General features: G+C 73.5%; 17 protein-coding genes and 1 pseudogene. 13 read left to right on the top strand and 5 right to left on the bottom strand.

What is annotated here, in order from left to right; translation table 11 throughout:
- Positions 1-5: 5 nt before the first annotated feature.
- Both ACWD01_RS10760 and ACWD01_RS10755 read left to right on the top strand, forming a co-directional pair.
- Entirely contained in the window at positions 6-1,151 is a 1,146-nt protein-coding gene (locus ACWD01_RS10760) for a YihY/virulence factor BrkB family protein (RefSeq protein WP_451160254.1), read from the top strand.
- Between the two features lie 279 nt (positions 1,152-1,430).
- Positions 1,431-2,147, top strand: a complete 717-nt coding sequence (locus tag ACWD01_RS10755) for a helix-turn-helix domain-containing protein (protein ID WP_451160252.1) — start codon at positions 1,431-1,433, stop codon at positions 2,145-2,147.
- On the opposite strand, the gene ACWD01_RS10750 is transcribed toward ACWD01_RS10755, so the two are convergent.
- Positions 2,087-2,479, bottom strand: coding sequence for a VOC family protein (locus ACWD01_RS10750; protein ID WP_451160250.1), 393 nt, complete (start codon positions 2,477-2,479; stop codon positions 2,087-2,089). The two genes, ACWD01_RS10755 and ACWD01_RS10750, sit on opposite strands and share 61 nt — an antisense overlap.
- Before the next feature lie 178 nt (positions 2,480-2,657).
- Between ACWD01_RS10750 and ACWD01_RS10745 the strand changes: the two genes are divergently transcribed.
- From ACWD01_RS10745 to ACWD01_RS10720, 6 genes are all read left to right on the top strand, one after another.
- Positions 2,658-3,359, top strand: a complete 702-nt coding sequence (locus tag ACWD01_RS10745) for a response regulator transcription factor (protein ID WP_451160248.1) — start codon at positions 2,658-2,660, stop codon at positions 3,357-3,359.
- Positions 3,360-3,364: 5 nt separating this feature from the next.
- Positions 3,365-4,480 (top strand): sensor histidine kinase, encoded by a 1,116-nt coding sequence (locus ACWD01_RS10740; protein ID WP_451160246.1) that lies wholly within the window; start codon positions 3,365-3,367, stop codon positions 4,478-4,480.
- Between the two features lie 171 nt (positions 4,481-4,651).
- On the top strand, positions 4,652-5,530 hold the full coding sequence (locus ACWD01_RS10735; RefSeq protein WP_451160244.1) for an ABC transporter substrate-binding protein: 879 nt from the start codon (positions 4,652-4,654) through the stop codon (positions 5,528-5,530).
- A gap of 144 nt (positions 5,531-5,674) precedes the next feature.
- Complete coding sequence (locus ACWD01_RS10730; RefSeq protein WP_451160302.1) at positions 5,675-7,591, top strand: NAD-binding protein; 1,917 nt, start codon at positions 5,675-5,677, stop codon at positions 7,589-7,591.
- A 506-nt stretch (positions 7,592-8,097) separates the two neighbouring features.
- Positions 8,098-8,583 (top strand): cation:proton antiporter regulatory subunit, encoded by a 486-nt coding sequence (locus ACWD01_RS10725; RefSeq protein WP_451160242.1) that lies wholly within the window; start codon positions 8,098-8,100, stop codon positions 8,581-8,583.
- Positions 8,584-8,589: 6 nt separating this feature from the next.
- Complete coding sequence (locus ACWD01_RS10720) at positions 8,590-9,813, top strand: cation:proton antiporter (RefSeq protein WP_451160240.1); 1,224 nt, start codon at positions 8,590-8,592, stop codon at positions 9,811-9,813.
- Positions 9,814-9,858: 45 nt separating this feature from the next.
- On the opposite strand, the gene ACWD01_RS10715 is transcribed toward ACWD01_RS10720, so the two are convergent.
- On the bottom strand, positions 9,859-10,362 hold the full coding sequence (locus ACWD01_RS10715) for a GNAT family N-acetyltransferase (RefSeq protein ID WP_451160238.1): 504 nt from the start codon (positions 10,360-10,362) through the stop codon (positions 9,859-9,861).
- 160 nt (positions 10,363-10,522) lie between these two features.
- Here ACWD01_RS10715 and ACWD01_RS10710 point away from each other — a divergent pair, with 160 nt between their 5' ends.
- Together ACWD01_RS10710 and ACWD01_RS10705 are read left to right on the top strand one after the other, a co-directional pair.
- Complete coding sequence (locus ACWD01_RS10710) at positions 10,523-11,794, top strand: VWA domain-containing protein (protein ID WP_451160236.1); 1,272 nt, start codon at positions 10,523-10,525, stop codon at positions 11,792-11,794.
- Positions 11,794-12,579: a hypothetical protein gene (locus tag ACWD01_RS10705; RefSeq protein ID WP_451160234.1), complete on the top strand. Its 786-nt coding sequence runs from the start codon at positions 11,794-11,796 to the stop codon at positions 12,577-12,579. The genes ACWD01_RS10710 and ACWD01_RS10705 overlap by 1 nt, the downstream gene beginning before the upstream one ends.
- Positions 12,580-12,650: 71 nt before the next feature.
- Here ACWD01_RS10705 and ACWD01_RS10700 read toward each other — a convergent pair whose 3' ends face one another.
- Entirely contained in the window at positions 12,651-13,091 is a 441-nt protein-coding gene (locus tag ACWD01_RS10700; protein ID WP_451160232.1) for a subtilase-type protease inhibitor, read from the bottom strand.
- A 350-nt stretch (positions 13,092-13,441) separates the two neighbouring features.
- On the opposite strand from ACWD01_RS10700, the gene ACWD01_RS10695 reads away from it, so the two are divergent.
- The 3 genes and pseudogenes from ACWD01_RS10695 to rsgA all read left to right on the top strand — a co-directional run bounded on the left by ACWD01_RS10695 (position 13,442) and on the right by rsgA (position 16,601).
- Positions 13,442-14,476 (top strand): PHP domain-containing protein, encoded by a 1,035-nt coding sequence (locus ACWD01_RS10695; protein WP_451160230.1) that lies wholly within the window; start codon positions 13,442-13,444, stop codon positions 14,474-14,476.
- 127 nt (positions 14,477-14,603) lie between these two features.
- Positions 14,604-15,204: pseudogene (locus ACWD01_RS10690) on the top strand (MBL fold metallo-hydrolase).
- A gap of 299 nt (positions 15,205-15,503) precedes the next feature.
- Entirely contained in the window at positions 15,504-16,601 is a 1,098-nt protein-coding gene (gene rsgA / locus ACWD01_RS10685; RefSeq protein ID WP_451160228.1) for a ribosome small subunit-dependent GTPase A, read from the top strand.
- 64 nt (positions 16,602-16,665) lie between these two features.
- Here the strand turns inward: rsgA and ACWD01_RS10680 are convergent, their stop codons facing one another.
- Positions 16,666-17,151 carry a DUF456 domain-containing protein gene (locus tag ACWD01_RS10680; RefSeq protein WP_451160226.1) on the bottom strand — a complete coding sequence of 162 codons (486 nt, stop codon included), beginning with the start codon at positions 17,149-17,151 and terminating at the stop codon, positions 16,666-16,668.
- A gap of 17 nt (positions 17,152-17,168) precedes the next feature.
- Entirely contained in the window at positions 17,169-18,164 is a 996-nt protein-coding gene (locus ACWD01_RS10675) for a helix-turn-helix domain-containing protein (RefSeq protein WP_451160224.1), read from the bottom strand.
- Between the last annotated feature and the right edge of the window lie 263 nt (positions 18,165-18,427).

Below are 18,427 nucleotides of genomic sequence, written 5' to 3'. Positions count from 1 at the left end.
AAGACGTGCAGGCAGCAAACGAAACACCCGAGCGGCCCACGGGCCGGCTCCACCGGGCCCGAGTCCTCTACCGCAACGTCTCGAAGCGGAAGATGGCGTGGCTGCTGCTGAAGGACACCGTCAACTCGGGCATCGAGTACCGCATCCTCGGCCTCGCGGCGGAAGCGGCGTTCTTCACCCTGCTGTCCGTGCCGCCGCTGATGCTCGGTCTGATCGGCCTGCTCGGCTACATCGACGACTGGACCAGCACCACCACCGTCGCCTCCATCGAGGAGAACATCCTCACCGCCGTCGGCACCGTGCTGTCCGACCGCGGCGTCGACGACATCGCCAAGCCGCTGCTGGAGGACGTCACCCAGGGCGGCCGGCCCGACATCATCTCCATCGGCTTCGCCATCGCCCTGTGGTCCGGCTCCCGCGCCGTCAACGTCTTCATCGACACCATCACCGTCATGTACGGGCTCGACGGGCACCGCGGCATCGTCGCCACCCGGCTCCTCGCCTTCCTGCTCTACCTCGTGGCGCTGCTGATCGGCGCGGTCGTGCTGCCGCTCGCCGTCGTCGGCCCCGACCGGGTCGTGGAGCTCCTGCCCTTCGGCACGGAAGTGGTCCGCGTCCTGTACTGGCCGGTCGTCATCCTGCTCTCCATCGCCTTCCTGACGACGCTGTACCACGTGTCCGTGCCCGTGCGCTCGCCCTGGGTCGAGGACGTGCCCGGCGCGCTCGTGGCGCTCGGCATGTGGGTCCTCGGCAGCTTCCTGCTGCGCATCTACCTGACCAACACGGTCGAGGGCCCCACGATCTACGGCTCCCTCGCCGCGCCCATCGCCTTCCTGCTGTGGATCGGCATCTCGGCCTTCGCCGTCCTCGTCGGCGCCGCGGTCAACGCGGCGATCGACCGCGTCTGGCCTGCGGCCGCCACGGCGGCGGCCCGCGCCGCGAACGAACGCGCCCGCGCCGCGGACGCCGCGCAGCTCCTCGCGCGGGCGCGGGCGGCGGAGATGTACGGCGACACCGACGCGGACGAGGAGGGCGGCGGCGACATGCCGTCCGAGTTCCCGGAACGCTGGTCCAAGTTCCTGCCGGTGGACGACGTACGGGCGCGGCTGCACACGACGCGCGAGAACGGGCGGGAGAACGGGCGGGAGTAGGGGTGGGGTGTGGGGGCGTGGGGGCCGCTGGGTGGGCGGGCCGGGCTTCGCCCGGGCCCCGTACCGCGCTTCGCGCGGTGGCCTCAATCTCCCCCTACGGCCTGGGGGCCGTGGGAGGTGCCCCCAGGCCGGGCTGGATTTCGCTCCGCGAAATCAGCCCCGCCGGGCACCTCCAGCCCCGCCGGCGATTGAGGCGCGGGGTTCGGGGCAGCGCCCCGACAAGACCGGCCGCACCCACCCCCGGAAACGGCACGCGCCCGCCGTCGTAGCCTCGGAGGCGTGTACGAGGAGCGCCCGTCCCGAGTCCCCGGCGCCGTCGTCTGGACCCGCACCGTCGGGACCGGAACGACGCGCCCCGTGCTGCCCGACGGCTGCATGGACCTGCTGTGGTCCCAGGGGCGGCTGATCGTCGCCGGGCCCGACACCCGCGCCCACCCGCCCGGCGGCGCGGCCGCCTGGACGGGCGTCCGGTTCGCGCCGGGGACCGCGCCCGGGTTGCTCGGCGTACCGGCGTACGAGCTGCGCGACCGGCGCGTCGAGCTGGCCGACCTGTGGGGCGCGGGACCGGCCCGCAGGCTCGAAGAGCGGCTCGGCGGCGCCGCAGACGAGGCCGCCGCGCTGGAGGCGATCGCCCTGGAGCGGAGCGGGCCGCCGGACACGGTGACGGCCGCCGTCGTACGGCACCTGGACGCCGGCGGCACCGTGGCCGGGGCCGCCGACGGTGCCGGGCTCAGCGCCCGGCAGCTGCACCGGCGGTCGCTGGACGCGTTCGGCTACGGCCCCAAGACGCTGGCCCGCATCCTGCGGCTGCAGCGCGCGCTGACGCTGGTGCGCCGCGGCGTCCCGTACGGGGACGCCGCGCTCGCCGCGGGCTGCGCCGACCAGGCGCATCTCGCCCGGGAGATGCGCGCACTGGCCGGGACGACCCTCGGCGCCTACGCCGCGTCGGCGAAGAGGGAGACGCCGAGCCCGTCGGGGTCGAGCACGACCGCGTAACGCTGGCCCCACACGGCGTCCCACGGCTTCAGATGGCTGCGGTGGCCCGCGGCGACGAGCTCGTCGTGGAGCGCGTCGACCTCAGCCGGGCTGTCGCAGAGGAACGCCGGGCCCATGCGTTCGCCGCCGGTGGGCCGGGTCCAGCCGGGGTCGTAGGAGCGGACCGTCTCCTCGGTGTCGAACAGCAGGCGCAGCCCGCCGGGGAGCACGGCCTCCGCGTGCGGTGCGGAGTCCGCCTCGGCGGGGATGTCCAGCCCGAGGCGGCGGTAGAAGGCGAGTGAGGCGGCCATGTCGCTGACGACCAGGCCGACCGCGTCGAATCGTGGAGTCATGGCTCCAACGTAGGACGGCGCCGGGCCCGCGGTCTTGAACGAATCGGACGTCGAACGGACCTCGACCGGACCCGGACCGGACGGCGGACCGGACCCCGGCCGGACAGCGGACCGGACGTCACGGATTCGTAAGGCGGCCCCCCGACCGCGCCGCGCGCCGTGCGGGGACACTGGCGGTATGCACAGCATCCTCGTCGTGGACGACGATCCGACGGTCTCCGAGGTCGTCACCGGCTATCTCGAGCGCGCCGGTTTCGCCGTGGACCGGGCAGCGGACGGCCCCCAGGCGCTCAGGCTCGCCGCCGGACGCCGCCCCGACCTGGTCGTTCTCGACCTGATGCTGCCCGGCATGGACGGCCTGGAGGTGTGCCGCAGGCTGCGGGCCGGCGAGGTGCGGCCGGTGCCGGTGATCATGCTGACGGCCCGTGGCGACGAGGACGACCGCATCCTCGGCCTCGAGGTGGGCGCGGACGACTACGTGACCAAGCCGTTCAGCCCGCGGGAGCTGGTGCTGCGGGTGGAGTCGGTCCTGCGCCGGGGCGGCGCCGCGGCGGGGGAGCGGCGCGCCGGACCCGAGCTGGCGGCCGCCGGGATCGTACTGGACCCGGCGGCCCGGCGAGCGGTGAAGGACGGACGCGAACTGACCCTGACGCTCCGGGAGTTCGATCTGCTCGCCCATCTGATGCGGCACCCGGGCCAGGCGATCGGCAGGGAGCGGCTGATGCAGGAGGTGTGGGGCTGGGAGTTCGGCGACCTGTCGACCGTGACCGTCCATGTGCGCCGGCTGCGCGGCAAGATCGAGGACGACCCGGGGCAGCCGAAACTCATCCAGACGGTGTGGGGCGTCGGTTACCGCTTCGACGTCCCGGAAGAGGGCTGATCGCCGTGCGGGACATGCTCCTCATCGCCGCGTACGCCCTCTCCGGGGCGGCGGTGGCCGGCGTCGTCGGCGCCCTCGTACTGCGGGTGCTGCGGCACCGTTCGGTCACCGTCTCCCTGACGGTGGTCGCGGCCGTGACCGTCACCGCGATGCTCGCCGGCACCCTGGCGGTCGCGCAGGCGATGTTCCTCTCGCCCCACGATCTGACCGTCGTCACCATGGTCGTGGCGATGGCGTCCGTCGTGTCGCTCGCGACGGCGCTGCTGCTCGGCCGCTGGGTGGTCGCCCGCAGCCGGGAACTGACCCTGGCGGCACGCTCGTTCGGCGACGGCGGAGCCTTCGCCGCGCCCGGCGGCGTCTCCACCGCCGAACTGGACGCCCTCAGCAGGGAACTCGCGGCGACGAGCGACCGGCTCGCCGCGTCCAGGGAGCGCGAGCGCGCCCTGGAGACGTCCCGGCGCGAGCTGGTCGCCTGGATCTCGCACGATCTGCGTACCCCGCTCGCCGGGCTGCGCGCCATGTCGGAAGCGCTGGAGGACGGTGTCGTCCAGGACCCCGAGCGCTACTTCCGGCAGATCCGCACCGAGGTCGACCGGCTCAACTCGATGGTCGGCGACCTCTTCGAGCTCTCCCGTATCCACGCGGGTGCGCTCGCGCTGTCCCCGACCCGGATGTCGGTCTACGACCTGGTGGGGGAGGCCCTCGCGGGCGCGGACCCGCTCGCCCGCGAGCACGGAGTGCGCCTCGTCGGCGAGGGCGTGGAGCCGGTGCCGGTCGAGGTGGACGGCAAGGAGATGACCCGGGTCCTCGCCAACCTGCTGGTGAACGCGATCCGCCGGACCCCGGCCGACGGGACCGTCGCCGTGGCCGCCGAGCGGCGCGAGGGGTGGGTCGTCCTGTCCGTCACCGACGGCTGCGGCGGCATCCCCGAGGACGACCTGCCCCGGGTGTTCGACACGGGCTGGCGCGGCTCCCAGGCCCGTACGCCGCCGGCCGGAGCGGGCCTGGGCCTCGCGATCGTCCGCGGCATCGTCGAGGCCCACGCCGGCCGCGCCGAGGTGAGCAACGTGACGGGCGGCTGCCGCTTCGAGGTGTCCCTGCCCGCGGCCGCCCTGCACTGACCGGCCGGGACACGGCCCCGTACCGACCGGCGGGGCCGCCGCCCCGCATCGACCGGCGGTGCAGCGAAACCGCCGCGGCCGTGAGGCGTGAGCCGCCGTGCGGCTGGGCAGTCACACGGTCGGGGACGGGCCGGACAGGGCCGACGACTGCTCGATGTGGGGGCGTGCCGCATGGCGCAACGGACACAGTGGGAATTCCTCGACGACCGCGGCCGGCTCGCCTCCGTGCCGCACACCCCGGCCCGGCTGGTCGCCTACATACAGGCGGGGGCCGCGCTGTTCGACCACGGGCTGCTGCCGGCCGGGCTGTTCGGCTCCGCCCACGACGGCGCCGGCCCCGACCCGGCCAAGGCCGGCGACCTGCCCCTGGACGGCGTCCCGTACCTGGGGTCCGGCCCCGGAGTCGACGCCGACGCCGTGCTGGCGGCCGGACCCGAGCTGGTGGTGGCCGTGGCGTACGGCTCCGACCAGATCTACGGCCTGGACCCGGACACGGCCAAGCGCATCGAGGAACGCGTCCCCGTCGTGGTGATCGACGTGGGCCAGGGCCGCTCGTTCGACGCGATACGGGACCGGGTCGAGGAGCTCGCGCGCTCCCTCGGGGCGGCCCCGGAGCCGTCGGCCGCCGCCGGCCTGGCCGCCGCACGCGCCCGGCTGCGCGAGGCGGCCCGGGCGGCCGCTGGTGTGCGGGTCCTGGCACTGTCGCCGGCGGGCCCCGGCAGCGTCCATCTCGCCAGGCCCGGCGCCTGGCCGGACCTCAGGGCGCTGTCGGAGCACGGAGTCGGCCTGGTGGAACCCGAGCCGGGCCCCGGAGCGAACTGGTCCACCACCGACTGGGCCGCCGCCCGGCGGCTGGAACCGCACATCGTCCTCGCGGACATACGGTCCAACGCACACCCCGTCGCCCGACTGGACGGTGTGCCGGACTGGGAGGCCGTCGCGGCCGGGTCGCGGCTCCTGCCGTGGAACCCGGAGACCCCGCCCAGCGCCCGCGCCCACGCGCGTGTCCTCGACGCCGTCGCCGGGGAGCTCGAGGCCGCCTCCGCGTAACTACCGGGCCGGGCGCGCACGGACGACGGCGCGACCGGCATTGCCGCAGGCCCCGGGGGGTATCCGGCGGACCGGGCAGGGCACCCTGGGGGCGTGTCCTCCTCACTGCCTCACCAGGCCCAACCCCCCACCGCCGGCGGTCATATGATCGTGTGCGGCGACGACGCCCTGGCCCACCGGCTGGCCACCGAACTACGCGAGGTCTACGGCGAGCGGATCACGCTCGTCGTCCCCGCCGCGCCGGCGGCCCGCGGCTCGGAGACGCAGCCGGCGGGCCGGGTCCGGGCCTCCGCGCTCTTCGGCCGGATGTCCGCCGTCATGACACGTGCCGCCGCCGCGCCCGTCAACCCCGGCGACACCCCGCCGCCGGATCTCCCCCGGGTCGTCGAAGTCCTCGAACTGTGCGAGGACACACTGATCGAGGCCGGTGTGGGCCACGCCGCCGCACTGGCGCTGGTGTACGACGACGACGAGACCAACATCCGGACCGCGCTGGCCGCCCGCAGGCTCAACCCGCGCCTGCGGCTGGTGATCCGCCTCTACAACCGCAAGCTCGGCCAGCATCTCGAGGAACTCCTCGACCAGGCCGCCGCGTTGGCCGACCCCGGCCTGGACGCCGCCACCCTCGACGCCTCCACCACCGTGCTGTCGGACGCCGACACCGCCGCGCCCGCACTCGCCGCCACCGCCGTGGCCGGCACCAGCAAGGTCGTGCAGGCCGACGGCCTGCTGCTGCGAGCCGTCGAACGCACCCCGCCCGCCCGCGGAGAGATCGCCGGCCCCGGGCTGTGCACCCTCGCCCTGCTGTCGTCCACAACCAACGACCCCGCCGGCGCCGAGGGTTCCGACAGAAGCGGGCAGGAAGGGCCACGGCTGCTCCCCGACGACCGCAGCGTCGCGGAGGCCACCGGCCGCGGCACCATCGTCCTCGAGGCGATCTCCCACAGCCCGGCCGACGGCGGTCAGGCCCGGCTCGCGGGCCGGGGCGCCCCGCTGAAGCAGCTGTTCTCCCGGCGGCTGCGCTGGTCGCTCGCCGCGCTCGCCGCCACCGTCGTCGCGCTGGCCCTCGTCTCCGCCGTGGCCACCGAGACCACGCCCCTGCACGCCATGTACCTGATCCTGCTCGACCTGTTCGGCATCGGCGACCCCGCCGTCGACGCGGACGCCGACCGGCAGATCCTGCAACTGCTCACCGGAGTGGTCGGACTGCTCCTGCTGCCGCTGACCGTCGCCGCCGTACTGGAGGCCCTCGGCACCTTCCGCAGCGCCTCAGCCCTCCGCCGGCCCCCGCGCGGACTGTCCGGCCACGTCGTGCTGCTGGGCCTCGGCAAGGTCGGCACCCGCGTACTGATGAGGCTGCGCGAACTGGGCATCCCCGTGGTGTGCGTGGAGGAGGACCCGGACGCCCGGGGCATCCCGCTCGCCCGCCGGCTGCGGGTGCCGACGGTACTGGGAGACGTCACGGAGGAAGGCGTACTCGAGGCCGCCAAGATCCACCGGGCCCACGCGCTGCTCGCCCTCACCAGCATCGACACCACCAACCTCGAAGCGGCCCTCTACGCGCGCTCCGCCAAACCCGACCTCCGGGTCGCCCTGCGCGTCTACGACGACGACTTCGCCACCGCCGTCTACCGCAGTCTGCGCGCCGCGCACCCCGAGGCGCTGACCCGCAGCCGCAGCGTCTCCACGCTCGCCGCGCCCGCCTTCGCCGTGGCCATGATGGGGCGCCAGATCCTCGGCGCCGTGCCGGTCGAACGCAAGGTGCTGGTCTTCGCCGCCGTCGAGGTGGGCGGGCACCCGCGGCTGGAGGGACGTACGGTCGCCGAGGCGTTCCGGCCCGGCGCGTGGCGGATCGTGGCCCTCGACTCCGCCGCGCCCGACGAGCGCCCGCCGGACCTCGCGTACTCGCGCCGCGACCCGGAGAACGACGGGACCGGCCTGGTGTGGGACCTCCACCCCGGGTACGTGCTGCGGGCGCAGGACCGGGTGGTCGTCGCCGCGACCCGCCGGGGAGCGGCCGAACTCCTCGGGCGGCGCCCGCATCTGCGGACCGGCGGATGACGCCTCAACCGTAAGATTCCGGCCATTTGGCCTGCGGTACGATTCTTTACCGAGTCATTGCATCGCTCCTGGAGCGGCGCGATGTGCCTCAGTGGCAGGAGGGTTACCGGCGCCGTGCTGCGCGCCGGCCGGACGGAGGGGGCTGGATGGCACACGGATGCCACGGCCCCCGTCCGCCGTCCGCCGCCCTGCCGCGGACCGGTCTGTCGCGTTCCGCTCCGAGGTCCGCGCGTATCGACGCCCGTGCGCGCGACGGGGTGCCGGATCCGGTCCGCTGCGGCCGCCCGGCGGACCGGCGCCGGACCGCCCCCGGCGTCTGACGACCGAACAGCCCGAACGGGCCGAACGGGCAGCCGGCCGACCCGGCCAGGCCCGGTGGGTGCCGGTGCGCGGCACGTGGTGAAAAAATCTTCCCGCGGCCGTCGCCGGCACGTCGACGGCCGCCGGAGCCGGACCCCCGGGCCCGCGCCGCACCCGCACCCATCGACCGCCGTACGGAGCCCCCCATGGAACCCACCGCCCACGTCAGCAGAACGACCCTGCCGGGAGTCGGGGCGAGGTACGACCTCAAGACCGGCGCCGGCGCCCATCTGTCCGTCGTCGTGCACCAGGACGGCCGTCGCATCCTCGCCTTCCACGACCCCGAGGACGACGACAACTGCAAGGACGCCGCCGCCCTCGCCCCCCACGAGGCGACCGCGCTGTCCAAGCTCCTCGTCCCCGACCCGGTCGCCGACCTCTCCCAGCACCTCGAGATCGACCTCGTCACGGAACAGATCCCCGTCACGAAACGGTCCCCCTACGCCGGACGGCTCCTCGCCGACACCCGGGCGCGCACCCGCACAGGCGCGTCCATCGTCGCCGTACTGCGTCGCACCGCGGCGTTCCCCTCGCCCGCCCCGGACTTCCGCTTCGCCATCGGCGACACGCTCGTCGTCGTCGGCACGCGTGAAGGCGTCGACGCGGTTGCCGAACTGATCACCGGAGGATAAAGACCCGTGCACGACACCACCGCGCTGCTCATCGAACTCGGGGCCGTCATCCTCGCCCTGGGCCTGCTCGGCCGGCTCGCCGGACGCATCGGGTTCTCGCCCATCCCGCTGTACCTGCTCGCGGGGCTCGCCTTCGGCCACGGCGGACTGCTGCCGATGAACGCCAGCGAGGAGTTCATCGCGACCGGCGCCGAGATCGGCGTGATCCTCCTGCTGCTCCTCCTCGGGCTCGAGTACAGCGCCTCGGAGCTCGTCACCAACCTCAAGACGCAGTACCCGTCGGGCCTCGTCGACTTCGTCCTCAACGCCCTGCCCGGCGCGGTGGCGGCACTCCTCCTCGGCTGGGGGGCGGTGGCCGCGGTCGCCCTCGCCGGCGTCACCTGGATCTCCTCGTCCGGTGTCATCGCGAAGGTCCTCGGCGATCTCGGCCGGCTCGGCAACCGTGAGACACCGGTCATCCTCGGCGTCCTCGTCATCGAGGACCTCGCCATGGCCGTCTACCTGCCGCTGCTGACCGCGCTGCTCGCCGGACTCAGCCTGGCCGGCGGCAGCCTCACCCTGCTGATCTCGCTCGGCACCGTCGGCATCGTCCTGTACGCCGCCCTGCGGCACGGCCGCCTCATCAGCCGGGCCGTCTCCTCCGACAACCCCGAGATGCTGCTCCTGGTCGTCCTGGGCCTCACCCTCTTCGTCGCCGGCATCGCGCAGGAACTCCAGGTGTCCGCCGCCGTCGGCGCGTTCCTCGTCGGCATCGCGCTCTCCGGCGAGGTCGCCGAGGGCGCGCACAATCTGCTCGCGCCGCTGCGTGACCTGTTCGCCGCGGTCTTCTTCGTCTTCTTCGGTCTGTCGACCGACCCCGCGGCCATTCCGCCGGTCATCGTGCCCGCGCTGATCCTCGCGTTCGTCACCGCCCTGACGAAGATCGCCACGGGGTGGTACGCGGCCCGCCGCGCGGGCATCGGCCCCCGCGGACGCCTGCGGGCGGGCGGGGCGCTCGTCGCGCGCGGCGAGTTCTCGATCGTCATCGCGGGCCTGGCGGTGGGCGTCGAACCGCGGATCGGTCCGCTGGCGACGGCGTACGTCCTGATCCTGGTCATCGTCGGCCCGCTGACGGCCCGCTTCACGGAACCCCTGGCCCGCCGCCTCCTCCGCCGCAACCCGCCGTCTCCCGCCACCCCGCCGTCCCCTCCCTCCCCGGACACGACCCACGCGTCGGCGACGAAGGGCTGACCGGGCCGGGGGCGGCTTGCGGACACCCCGTCCCACGACCCCGCGTCAGGGCAACGAGCGGGTGAGCCACACGACTTCCCCGTTGTCCTCCATGGTCACGTGATCCCGCTCGAACCCGAGCTTCTCCAGGACCCGGAGCGACGGTGCGTTCCACGTGGCGACGGTCGACCAGAGCCGTTTCCGCCCGGTCGCCACAGCGGCATCGAGCACCGCACGGGCCGCCTCGGTGGCGTAGCCACGCCCATGCGCGCGCTGGAACAACTCGTACGCGATCTCGGGCTCCTCCAGGGTGGAGCGGCCGATGATCAACCCGCAGTACCCGATGAAGTCCCCTTCGTCCCGGCGCTGTATGGGCAGCAGGGCGATCCCCGTCGTCGCCGTCGCGGTGAGCAGCTTCGCGATGGCCGTCCGGATGTGCTCAACCGTGGGCGTCCCGTCGCCGCGTTCGGAGAGCAGGGCGGAGAACTCGGCGGCGTCCGACTCGACCCACGGCCGCAGTATCAGCCGCTCGGTCTCCAGGCGGAAGGGCATCGTCTCGTAGGCAGGCATGCCCCCACTCTGCCTCACGGATCATCACGAACCACAGGCTGGAGCGGCCCGGACGCCGGCGCACGGACCCGGCCCTGCCCCGAGGCGTAACCCCGGCCCGGGCGGTGGGGGTTGGGGGGCTCGGTTTGGATACGTGGGGGATCGCCAATACGATCCGCCGATGATCACAAGAAGATGGCCGGCGGCCGGCGCCCTCGCCGTGCTCGCCGTGCTGATCGCCGGGCTCGCCCCGGCCCCCGCCGTCGCCGACGAACCGGCGACCGAGGAAGCCCCCAAGGTCGAGCTCGTGCTGGACGTCAGCGGCTCGATGCGGACCCGCGACATCGACGGCAAGAGCCGGATGGCCGCCGCGAAGCAGGCGTTCAACGAGGTACTGGATGCCGTGCCGGAGGAGGTACAGCTCGGCATCCGGACGCTCGGCGCCGACTACCCCGGCGAGGACCGCAAGCGCGGCTGCAAGGACACCCGGCAGCTCTACCCGGTGGGGCCGTTGGACCGTACGGAGGCGAAGACGGCCGTCGCCACGCTGGCGCCCACCGGCTGGACGCCGATCGGCCCGGCGCTGCTGGGCGCCGCGGAGGACCTGGAGGGCGGTGACGCGACCCGCCGGATCGTGCTGATCACCGACGGCGAGGACACCTGCGCGCCCCTCGACCCGTGCGAGATCGCGCGGGAGATCGCGGCCAAGGGCATCCACCTCGTCATCGACACGCTCGGCCTGGTGCCCGACGCCAAGACCCGCGCGCAGCTGAGGTGCATCGCCGAGGCGACCGGCGGTACGTACACCTCGGTACAGCACACGGACGAACTGTCCGACCGCGTCAGCCAGTTGGTGGACCGCGCCGCCGACCCGGTGGTCACGCCCGTGGCCACGCAGGGCGCCGGTCAGTGCGCCGACGCGCCGCAGCTGGAGCCCGGTCTCTACACGGACCGGGAGAAGTTCGGCGAGCACCGCTGGTACCGGGTCGACGTGCTGCCCGGTCAGGAGCTGCGCGCCTCGGTGAGCATCGGTGCCGACCGCGCGGTGAACAAGGACTACGGCGTACTGCTGCGCGCCGTCACCGTCCACGGCCGGGAGATCGTACGGGGCTCGGAGGCCGGCGACGGCCGTACCGACCTCGTCTCGACCGGTCTGCGCTACCCGAAGCCGGAGCTCGAGGACGCCGACAGCGTCAGGCCGGCCGCGGAGACGGTGTGCCTGCAGGTGAGCAACTCGTTCTCCGCGCCGCCGGCCGTCAAGACCGAGCCCGGCATGCCCGTCGAGCTCACCGTCGACCTGGTCGGCGCACCCGAGGAGGCCTCGGACGTGGCCGCGTTCGGCCTCGGCCGCGGCTGGTGGCTGCTGGGCTTCCTGGTGCTCACCGGCTTTGTCGCCGGGCTGCTCTGGGGCTGGGTTTCGCGCTGGCGTGTCGCCGTATGGAGGACCAACTGATGCGTGTCGTACGCGTACTGACGGCAGCGGCGCTGACCGCCGCCGCCCTGCTCGGCCCGGTGGGCGCCGCCCTCGCGGACGACCCGTCGCCGAGCCCGAGCGGGGACGAGGGCGCCCCCACGGAGGCCGGCACCACCTTCCGTACGGCCACCCCCATCGAGCAGGACCAGAAGGCCACGGCGAACGCGTCCAGCGGTGACTACCTGTACTGGGTGTTCCCCGCCGACGCCGAGCAACGGCCCACCGTGCGGGCCCGGGTCACGCTGCCCGAGTCGGCGCAGCGGCACGGCGCCTCGACGTGGCGGATCGACGTCTACGACGGGCTCCGCCGCCGCCAGGCATGCATGTACGGCATGCAGGCCCGGACGGCCGCCGCAGACGCCGGCTCCGTGGAGCTGTCGTGCACCCTGCGGCCGGTGCGTTCGCTCGCCGAGCCGTGGTCGAACGACCCGCTGCCCGGCAGTTACTACGTGCGCCTGACGGTGACCGCTCTCCCCGAGGAGGATCTCGGCCTGCCGGTGGCGGCCGAGGTCGAGGCGGTGTCGAAGGACGTCGGCGGCGCGTACGCGGTCGACGGCGCGCTCGCCGAGCCGCTGGTGCCGGGTGTGTCCGCCGAAGAGCGGCGCAACGAGGAGGTGGTGGCCCTGGACCGGTCCTCCGGCTGGTGGTCCGACCGCTGGGTGTGGACCGGCGTCGGAGGGCTGCTCGCCGCCCTCGCCGGTGTGGGCGGTTACCTCCTGACCAGGGGCGCCGGCCGCCCCTCGCGGATGCCGCCGGGCGCCTGAGCGCAGCGGGCGGGCCACGCCCGACAGGCGGGCGGTCGCGGGAAGAACCCGCGACCGCCCGCCTGCGCGTCTCAGAAGGCGAAGACCGTGCCGCTGCTGCTGCCCTGGACGCACGCGTTGCCGAACGTGTGGCTGTAGCTGACGCGCTTGCCGTTCCACACGCCGTCCGCGGTCACCGTCACCGGCTCCCACTCCTTGGTGCACATGACTCCGGAGTCCCGCGTGGTGACGGCGTCGAAGCGGCCGTCGGCGGCACGCAGTTCCGCACAGGCCGCCTCCGGGTCGGGGTGGGTTCCCGTGGCCGTGGGCGTGCAGCCCAGGGTCACCGCGCGCAGGACCGTACCGGTTGCCGCGTCGTCCCCCGCCGTGACGGTCAGCGCGAGGGCCGACGGTGCGTAGAGGCTTTCCGCGCCGCTCGTCGCGGCGCCCGCGCTGCCGACGGCGGCGGGTGCCGCGACGAGGGCCAGCGTGGTGGTGGCCGCGAGTGCGAGTCCTCTGGCGATGTACCGCATTTCGAACACTCCCCTGGATCGGTGTTTCGGAAATCGGACGGGAGTCTTGCTCACCATGGTGAAGAACGCGCGCTCCTGCGCACGGTTTCGGTCACGTGTCGTGACGCCCGGTGGGCAGGCGGTGACCGGGGAGTGGTGGCTGACCAGCAGTTCAGTAGCCCAGGGAATCGGCCGAAGAAAGACGTTCAACGTCGTTGATCAACGAAATGTGAGGTCGCTGAATACTTGAACCGTTGATTGAAAGGTCTGGCTGGGTTCAGGCGGGGTTCTCCCAGCGTTGGACGGCCCGTCGGCGCCGGTGTTCACTGGGCTGAGCCGAGGTGACCTGAGGTAGGGCCAGGGAGGTGACGATGGAACCGGTGGAGGCGCTGGACCGGGTCGCGTTCCTCCTGGAGCGGTCGCTGGCCGAGACCTATCGCGTACGGGCCTTCAGAACCGCCGCCGCGGCGCTCGCGGGTCTCGAGACGCAGGAGATCGCCGACCGGGCCGCCGCCGGGACGCTCGTCAAAATGAAGGGCATCGGCCCCAAGACCGCCCGGGTGATCGAGGAGGCCCTCGCCGGCGGCACCCCCGCGTATCTGCGGCGGCTCGAGGAAGAGGCCGGCAAGCCGCTCGCCGGTGGCGGCAGCGCCCTGCGCGCGGCCCTCCGCGGCGACTGCCACCTGCACTCCGACTGGTCCGACGGCGGCAGCCCCATCGACGAGATGGGCCGCACCGCCGCCGCGATCGGCCACGAGTGGGCCGTCCTCACCGACCACTCGCCGACCCTCACCGTCGCCCGCGGGCTGACCGCGGAGCGGCTGCGCGCGCAACTCGACGTCGTGGCCGAGCTCAACGAGCAGTGGGCGCCCTTCCGGCTGCTGACCGGCATCGAGTGCGACATCCTCCCCGACGGCTCCCTCGACCAGGAACCCGAGCTGCTGGACCGGCTCGATCTCGTCGTCGCCTCCGTCCACTCCAAGCTCCGCATGGACTCCGCCGCGATGACCCGGCGGATGCTCCGCGCGGTCGAGAACCCGCTCACCGACGTGCTCGGCCACTGCACCGGGCGGCTGATCACCGGCGGCCGGGGAAAGCGGCCCGAGTCGCAGTTCGACGCCGACCAGGTCTTCGCCGCCTGCGCCGAGCACGGCACCGCCGTGGAGATCAACAGCCGCCCCGAACGCCGCGACCCGCCCCGCCGGCTGCTGAGGCGCGCCCTCGACGCGGGCGCCCTCTTCGCCGTCGACACCGATGCGCACGCCCCCGGCCAGCTGGACTGGCAGATCATCGGCTGCGAACGCGCCGAGGAGTGCGGCGTACCGGCCGGACGGGTCGTCAACACCTGGACGGCGGACCACCTTCTCGCATGGACGCGGACCCGGCGGGCCCCGGAGACGGCCTGAGCGCGGGCGGCCGCGGACGGGGCGGTGGTGCTGCCCGTCGGCATCGGCCCGGCGAGCGTGCCGGCCTCCCTTCGCCGTGTCCGTAGAGGCGTTGCCGCACACGTTGTCCGAACGTAACGTCACGCGCATGCGCCTCACCAAGTACACCCATTCCTGCGTGCGGCTGGAGCGAGAGGACCTCGGGGTCCTGGTGATCGATCCCGGCATCTGGAGTGAGCCTCGCGCCCTGCGGGGCGCGGACGCGGTGCTGGTGACCCACGAACACGTCGACCACATCGACGTGTCGAGACAGGCCGGCCTGGGCGTTCCGGTGCACGTCCCCAAGGGGGCGGTCCTGCCCGAGCTCGACACCGTCGAGGTGAGCGCGGGGGGAGCAGTTCACCGCGGCCGGCTTCCGGATCACGGCGCACGGCGGCAGGCACGCGCGCATCTACGGAACCCTGCCGGACTGCGCGAACCTCGGCTACCTGGTCGAGGGCAGCCTCTACCACCCCGGGGACTCCCTCCACGTGCCCGACGCCCCGGTGGAGACCTTGATGGTGCCGTTGCAGGCGTCCTGGATGAAGACGGGCGAGGCCATCGACTTCGTACGTGCGGTCCGGCCGGAGCGGGCCATCGGCATCCACGACGCGCAGATCAACGAACGCGGCCTGGCGAGCGTGAACGGCTGGCTGGAGGAGGAGGCCCGGACCGACTACCGCCGGCTGTCCCCGGGCTCCCGGCTGTAACCGTCGTTTAATCGGTGGTGTCGTGTCCAGGGGTGGGGCTATGGTGCTGTTCAGCCGTTCCGGAAGGGGCGGACGTCGGTGCGTTGAGAAGAAGCAGGAGGTGAGGACATTGATGACTGTCACGGCGCCGGGCGCTGCCCGCACTCAGGAGTTCATCGTTTCCACCCCTGTGGTCTCCGGCTGACACCACTCGATTTCTCCGCGCGCAGGCGCGCGCCGCCGGGGCCACCCCTTCGAAGGGTTCCCCCTTGTCCCACGCTTCGTCCAACATGTCCTCGTCGTTCACCACTTCGTCCGGCATGTCCTCTTCCGAATCCGCCGCCCACGACGCGCTCGCCTCCTACGGCTGGGACGCGGACCGGGAGGCCGAGTTCGCCCCGTACGCCGCGCAGGGGCTGCTGCCCGGCCGGGTCCTGCGGGTCGACCGCGGCCAGTGCGACCTGATCACCCCGGCGGGTGCGGTGCGCGCGGACACCGAGTTCGTCACGCCCCGCGACCCGATGCGGGTCGTGTGCACCGGCGACTGGGTGGCCGTCGACCCCGGCGGCGATCCGCGCTTCGTACGGACCCTGCTGCCGCGGCGCACCGCCATCGTGCGGTCGACGTCGTCCAAGCGGTCGGAGGGCCAGGTACTGGCCACCAACATCGACCACATCGTCATCTGCGTCTCGCTCGCGGTCGAACTCGACCTCGGGCGGATCGAACGCTTCCTCGCGCTGGCCTGGGAGTCCGGTGCGCAGCCGCTCGTCGTCCTCACCAAGGCCGACCTCGTACCGGACGTCACCGGCCTGTCGTACCTCGTGCAGGACGTCGAGACCACCGCGCCCGGCGTCCAGGTGCTGCCCATCAGCTCCACCTCGGGAGAGGGCGTCGAGGTGCTCAGGGCGATCGTCGCCGACGGCACCAGCGTCCTCGTCGGCACGTCCGGCGCGGGCAAGTCCACCCTGGCCAACGCCCTGCTCGGCGAGGACGTCATGGACGTCCGGGCGACCCGGGACATGGACGGCAAGGGCCGCCACACCACCACCACCCGCAACCTGCTCGTCCTGCCCGGCGGGGGAGTCCTCATCGACACCCCCGGACTGCGGGGCGTGGGGCTGTGGGACGCGGAGACCGGTGTGAACCAGGTGTTCTCCGAGATCGAGGAACTCGCCGAGCAGTGCCGCTTCCACGACTGCGCGCACGAGGCGGAGCCCGGGTGCGCCGTCCTCGGCGCGATCGAGGACGGCGCGCTGCCGGAGCGGCGGCTGGACAGCTACCGCAAGCTCATCCGCGAGAACCAGCGGATCGTGGCCAAGACGGACGCGCGGCTGCGGGCCGAGATCCGGCGCGACTGGAAGATGAAGGGCGCGGCGGGGCGGGCGGCCATGGAGGCCAAGCGCGGCCGCCTGCGCTGACCGGCGCCCCGGGGGTGGTGGTGACGGCCCTACGACCCTGCCGGCCCCGGAGGTGGTGGCGGGTCTACGATCCCGCCACCACCACTCCCACCCACGCCCCGACGACCAGCAGGCACCCGATGAGCTCCACCAGCACGCTCGTGCCCGCCGCCCGCATCACCGTGCGGGTCGACGCCTTCGCCGGACCGTGGCCGCCGAGGCGCACCCGCTCCGTGCCGTAGATGCCGGCGACGAAACCGGGGACCGCGCCGACGACGGGGATGAGGCAGAAACCCACGACGGCCCCCAGACCCGCGTACGTGGCCATACGGCGCGTGATGCCCACGCCGCGCAGACGGCGGGCCGGCAGCAGCCAGACGACGACCTGGTCGAGCAGCAGGAGCGCCGTCGCACCGACGAGCAGGAACCACGCGAGGCCGGTCTGCACCTGCAACGACCACCACAGGATCGCCGCCCACACCAGCCACGTCCCCGGAACACCCGGGACGATCACCCCGCAGACGCCCAGCAGCATCACCCCGACGACCATCAGCAGCTGCCACACGCCCACATGCCCAGAGTGCAGGATCAGAGGTGTTCGTGCAGGTCGCGCGCCACCCAGCCCTTCTCGTACGCGTGCCAGCCCAGCTGCAGCCGGGTCGTCACACCGGCCAGCTCCATCAGCCCCTTCACCCGGCGCTGCACGGTGCGCAGCCCCAGATCGAGCTGCTTGGCGACGCTCGCGTCGGTCATCCCGGCCAGCAGCAGAGACAGGACCTCCAGATCGGTGGCGTCCGGACCGTACGCGTCCTCCTCGACGCCCTGGCCGCCCGCCCCCAGCCGCAGAGGCAGGGCGTCCCGCCACACCGCCTCGAAGAGCGCCGTCAGGGACTCCAGCAGTCCGCCGGCGTGCACGACGAGCGCGGCGGGCTCGGCGCCGCGGCCCGTCAGAGGCACCATCGCGAGACCGCCGTCGGCGACGACGAGCTTCGTCGGCACCCGGTCGACCACCCGGACCTGCGCGCCACGGCCCAACGCGGCTGACAGCTCGGCGATCCCGCCGGGCATCGTCAGCACCTCGCGCTCGACGACGACCCGGTACGCCACGCCCCGCGCCGCGGCGTTCTCCTGCGCGTCGCCGTCCAGGCCGGTGGCAGCGGGTCTGCCGGTGACCAGTGCGCAGACCTCCTTCGTCGCACCGAGCCGCAGCTGGGCGGACCGGTGCACGACTGCGCCCGCCCCCGTCACCACCTCGACCAGATCGTGGACGTCCGGCTCCTCGGACTCGGCCCGGTACTCCTTCGCGAGCACCGCCGCCGCCAGCTCGGCCTGCTCCAGCCCGTGACGCTGCCGCGTCAGCAGCGCGCCGAGCGCGACACCGGGCGGCGCGGCGACCCAACGGCCGGTCCGCGCCGACGACTGGGCGGCGAGCCCCTGCTGCTCCAGCCGCCGCAGGGCCCGCTCCGTGTCCGGCTCCGGCAGCGCGAGCCGGTGTGCGAGATCGGCGATCTCCGCGGCCCCGAGCGCGACCAGCGCGCGGTACGCCGACTCCTGTTTCTCGTCGAGCCCTATCGCTCCAAGCAACGAAACCCTCCCCGGACCTGCGATTGTCTGCCGCGTGGCGGAAACCGGCCACGGCATGGACGCGCCGCGGACATCATCCCCGCACCGGCGGCCTCTCTGCCAACGGGGTGCTACCGCAGCACCAACAGGCCCCGGCCGGTGGGACCTTGTGTCCGCATATGGCGTGCGCCGGACGCCGGCGCGCCGACACGCCGGTCAGGACGGTCCGCCGGGCGTCATTCCCGGGGGAGTTGGGCCGCCCGGGGACCTTTGGCGGGTGTCTT

The sequence above is a fragment of the Streptomyces sp. NPDC002835 genome (assembly GCF_053591995.1).
The sequence above is the reverse complement of the archived record's forward strand: the minus strand, read 5'-3'. Positions and strand labels throughout refer to the sequence as shown.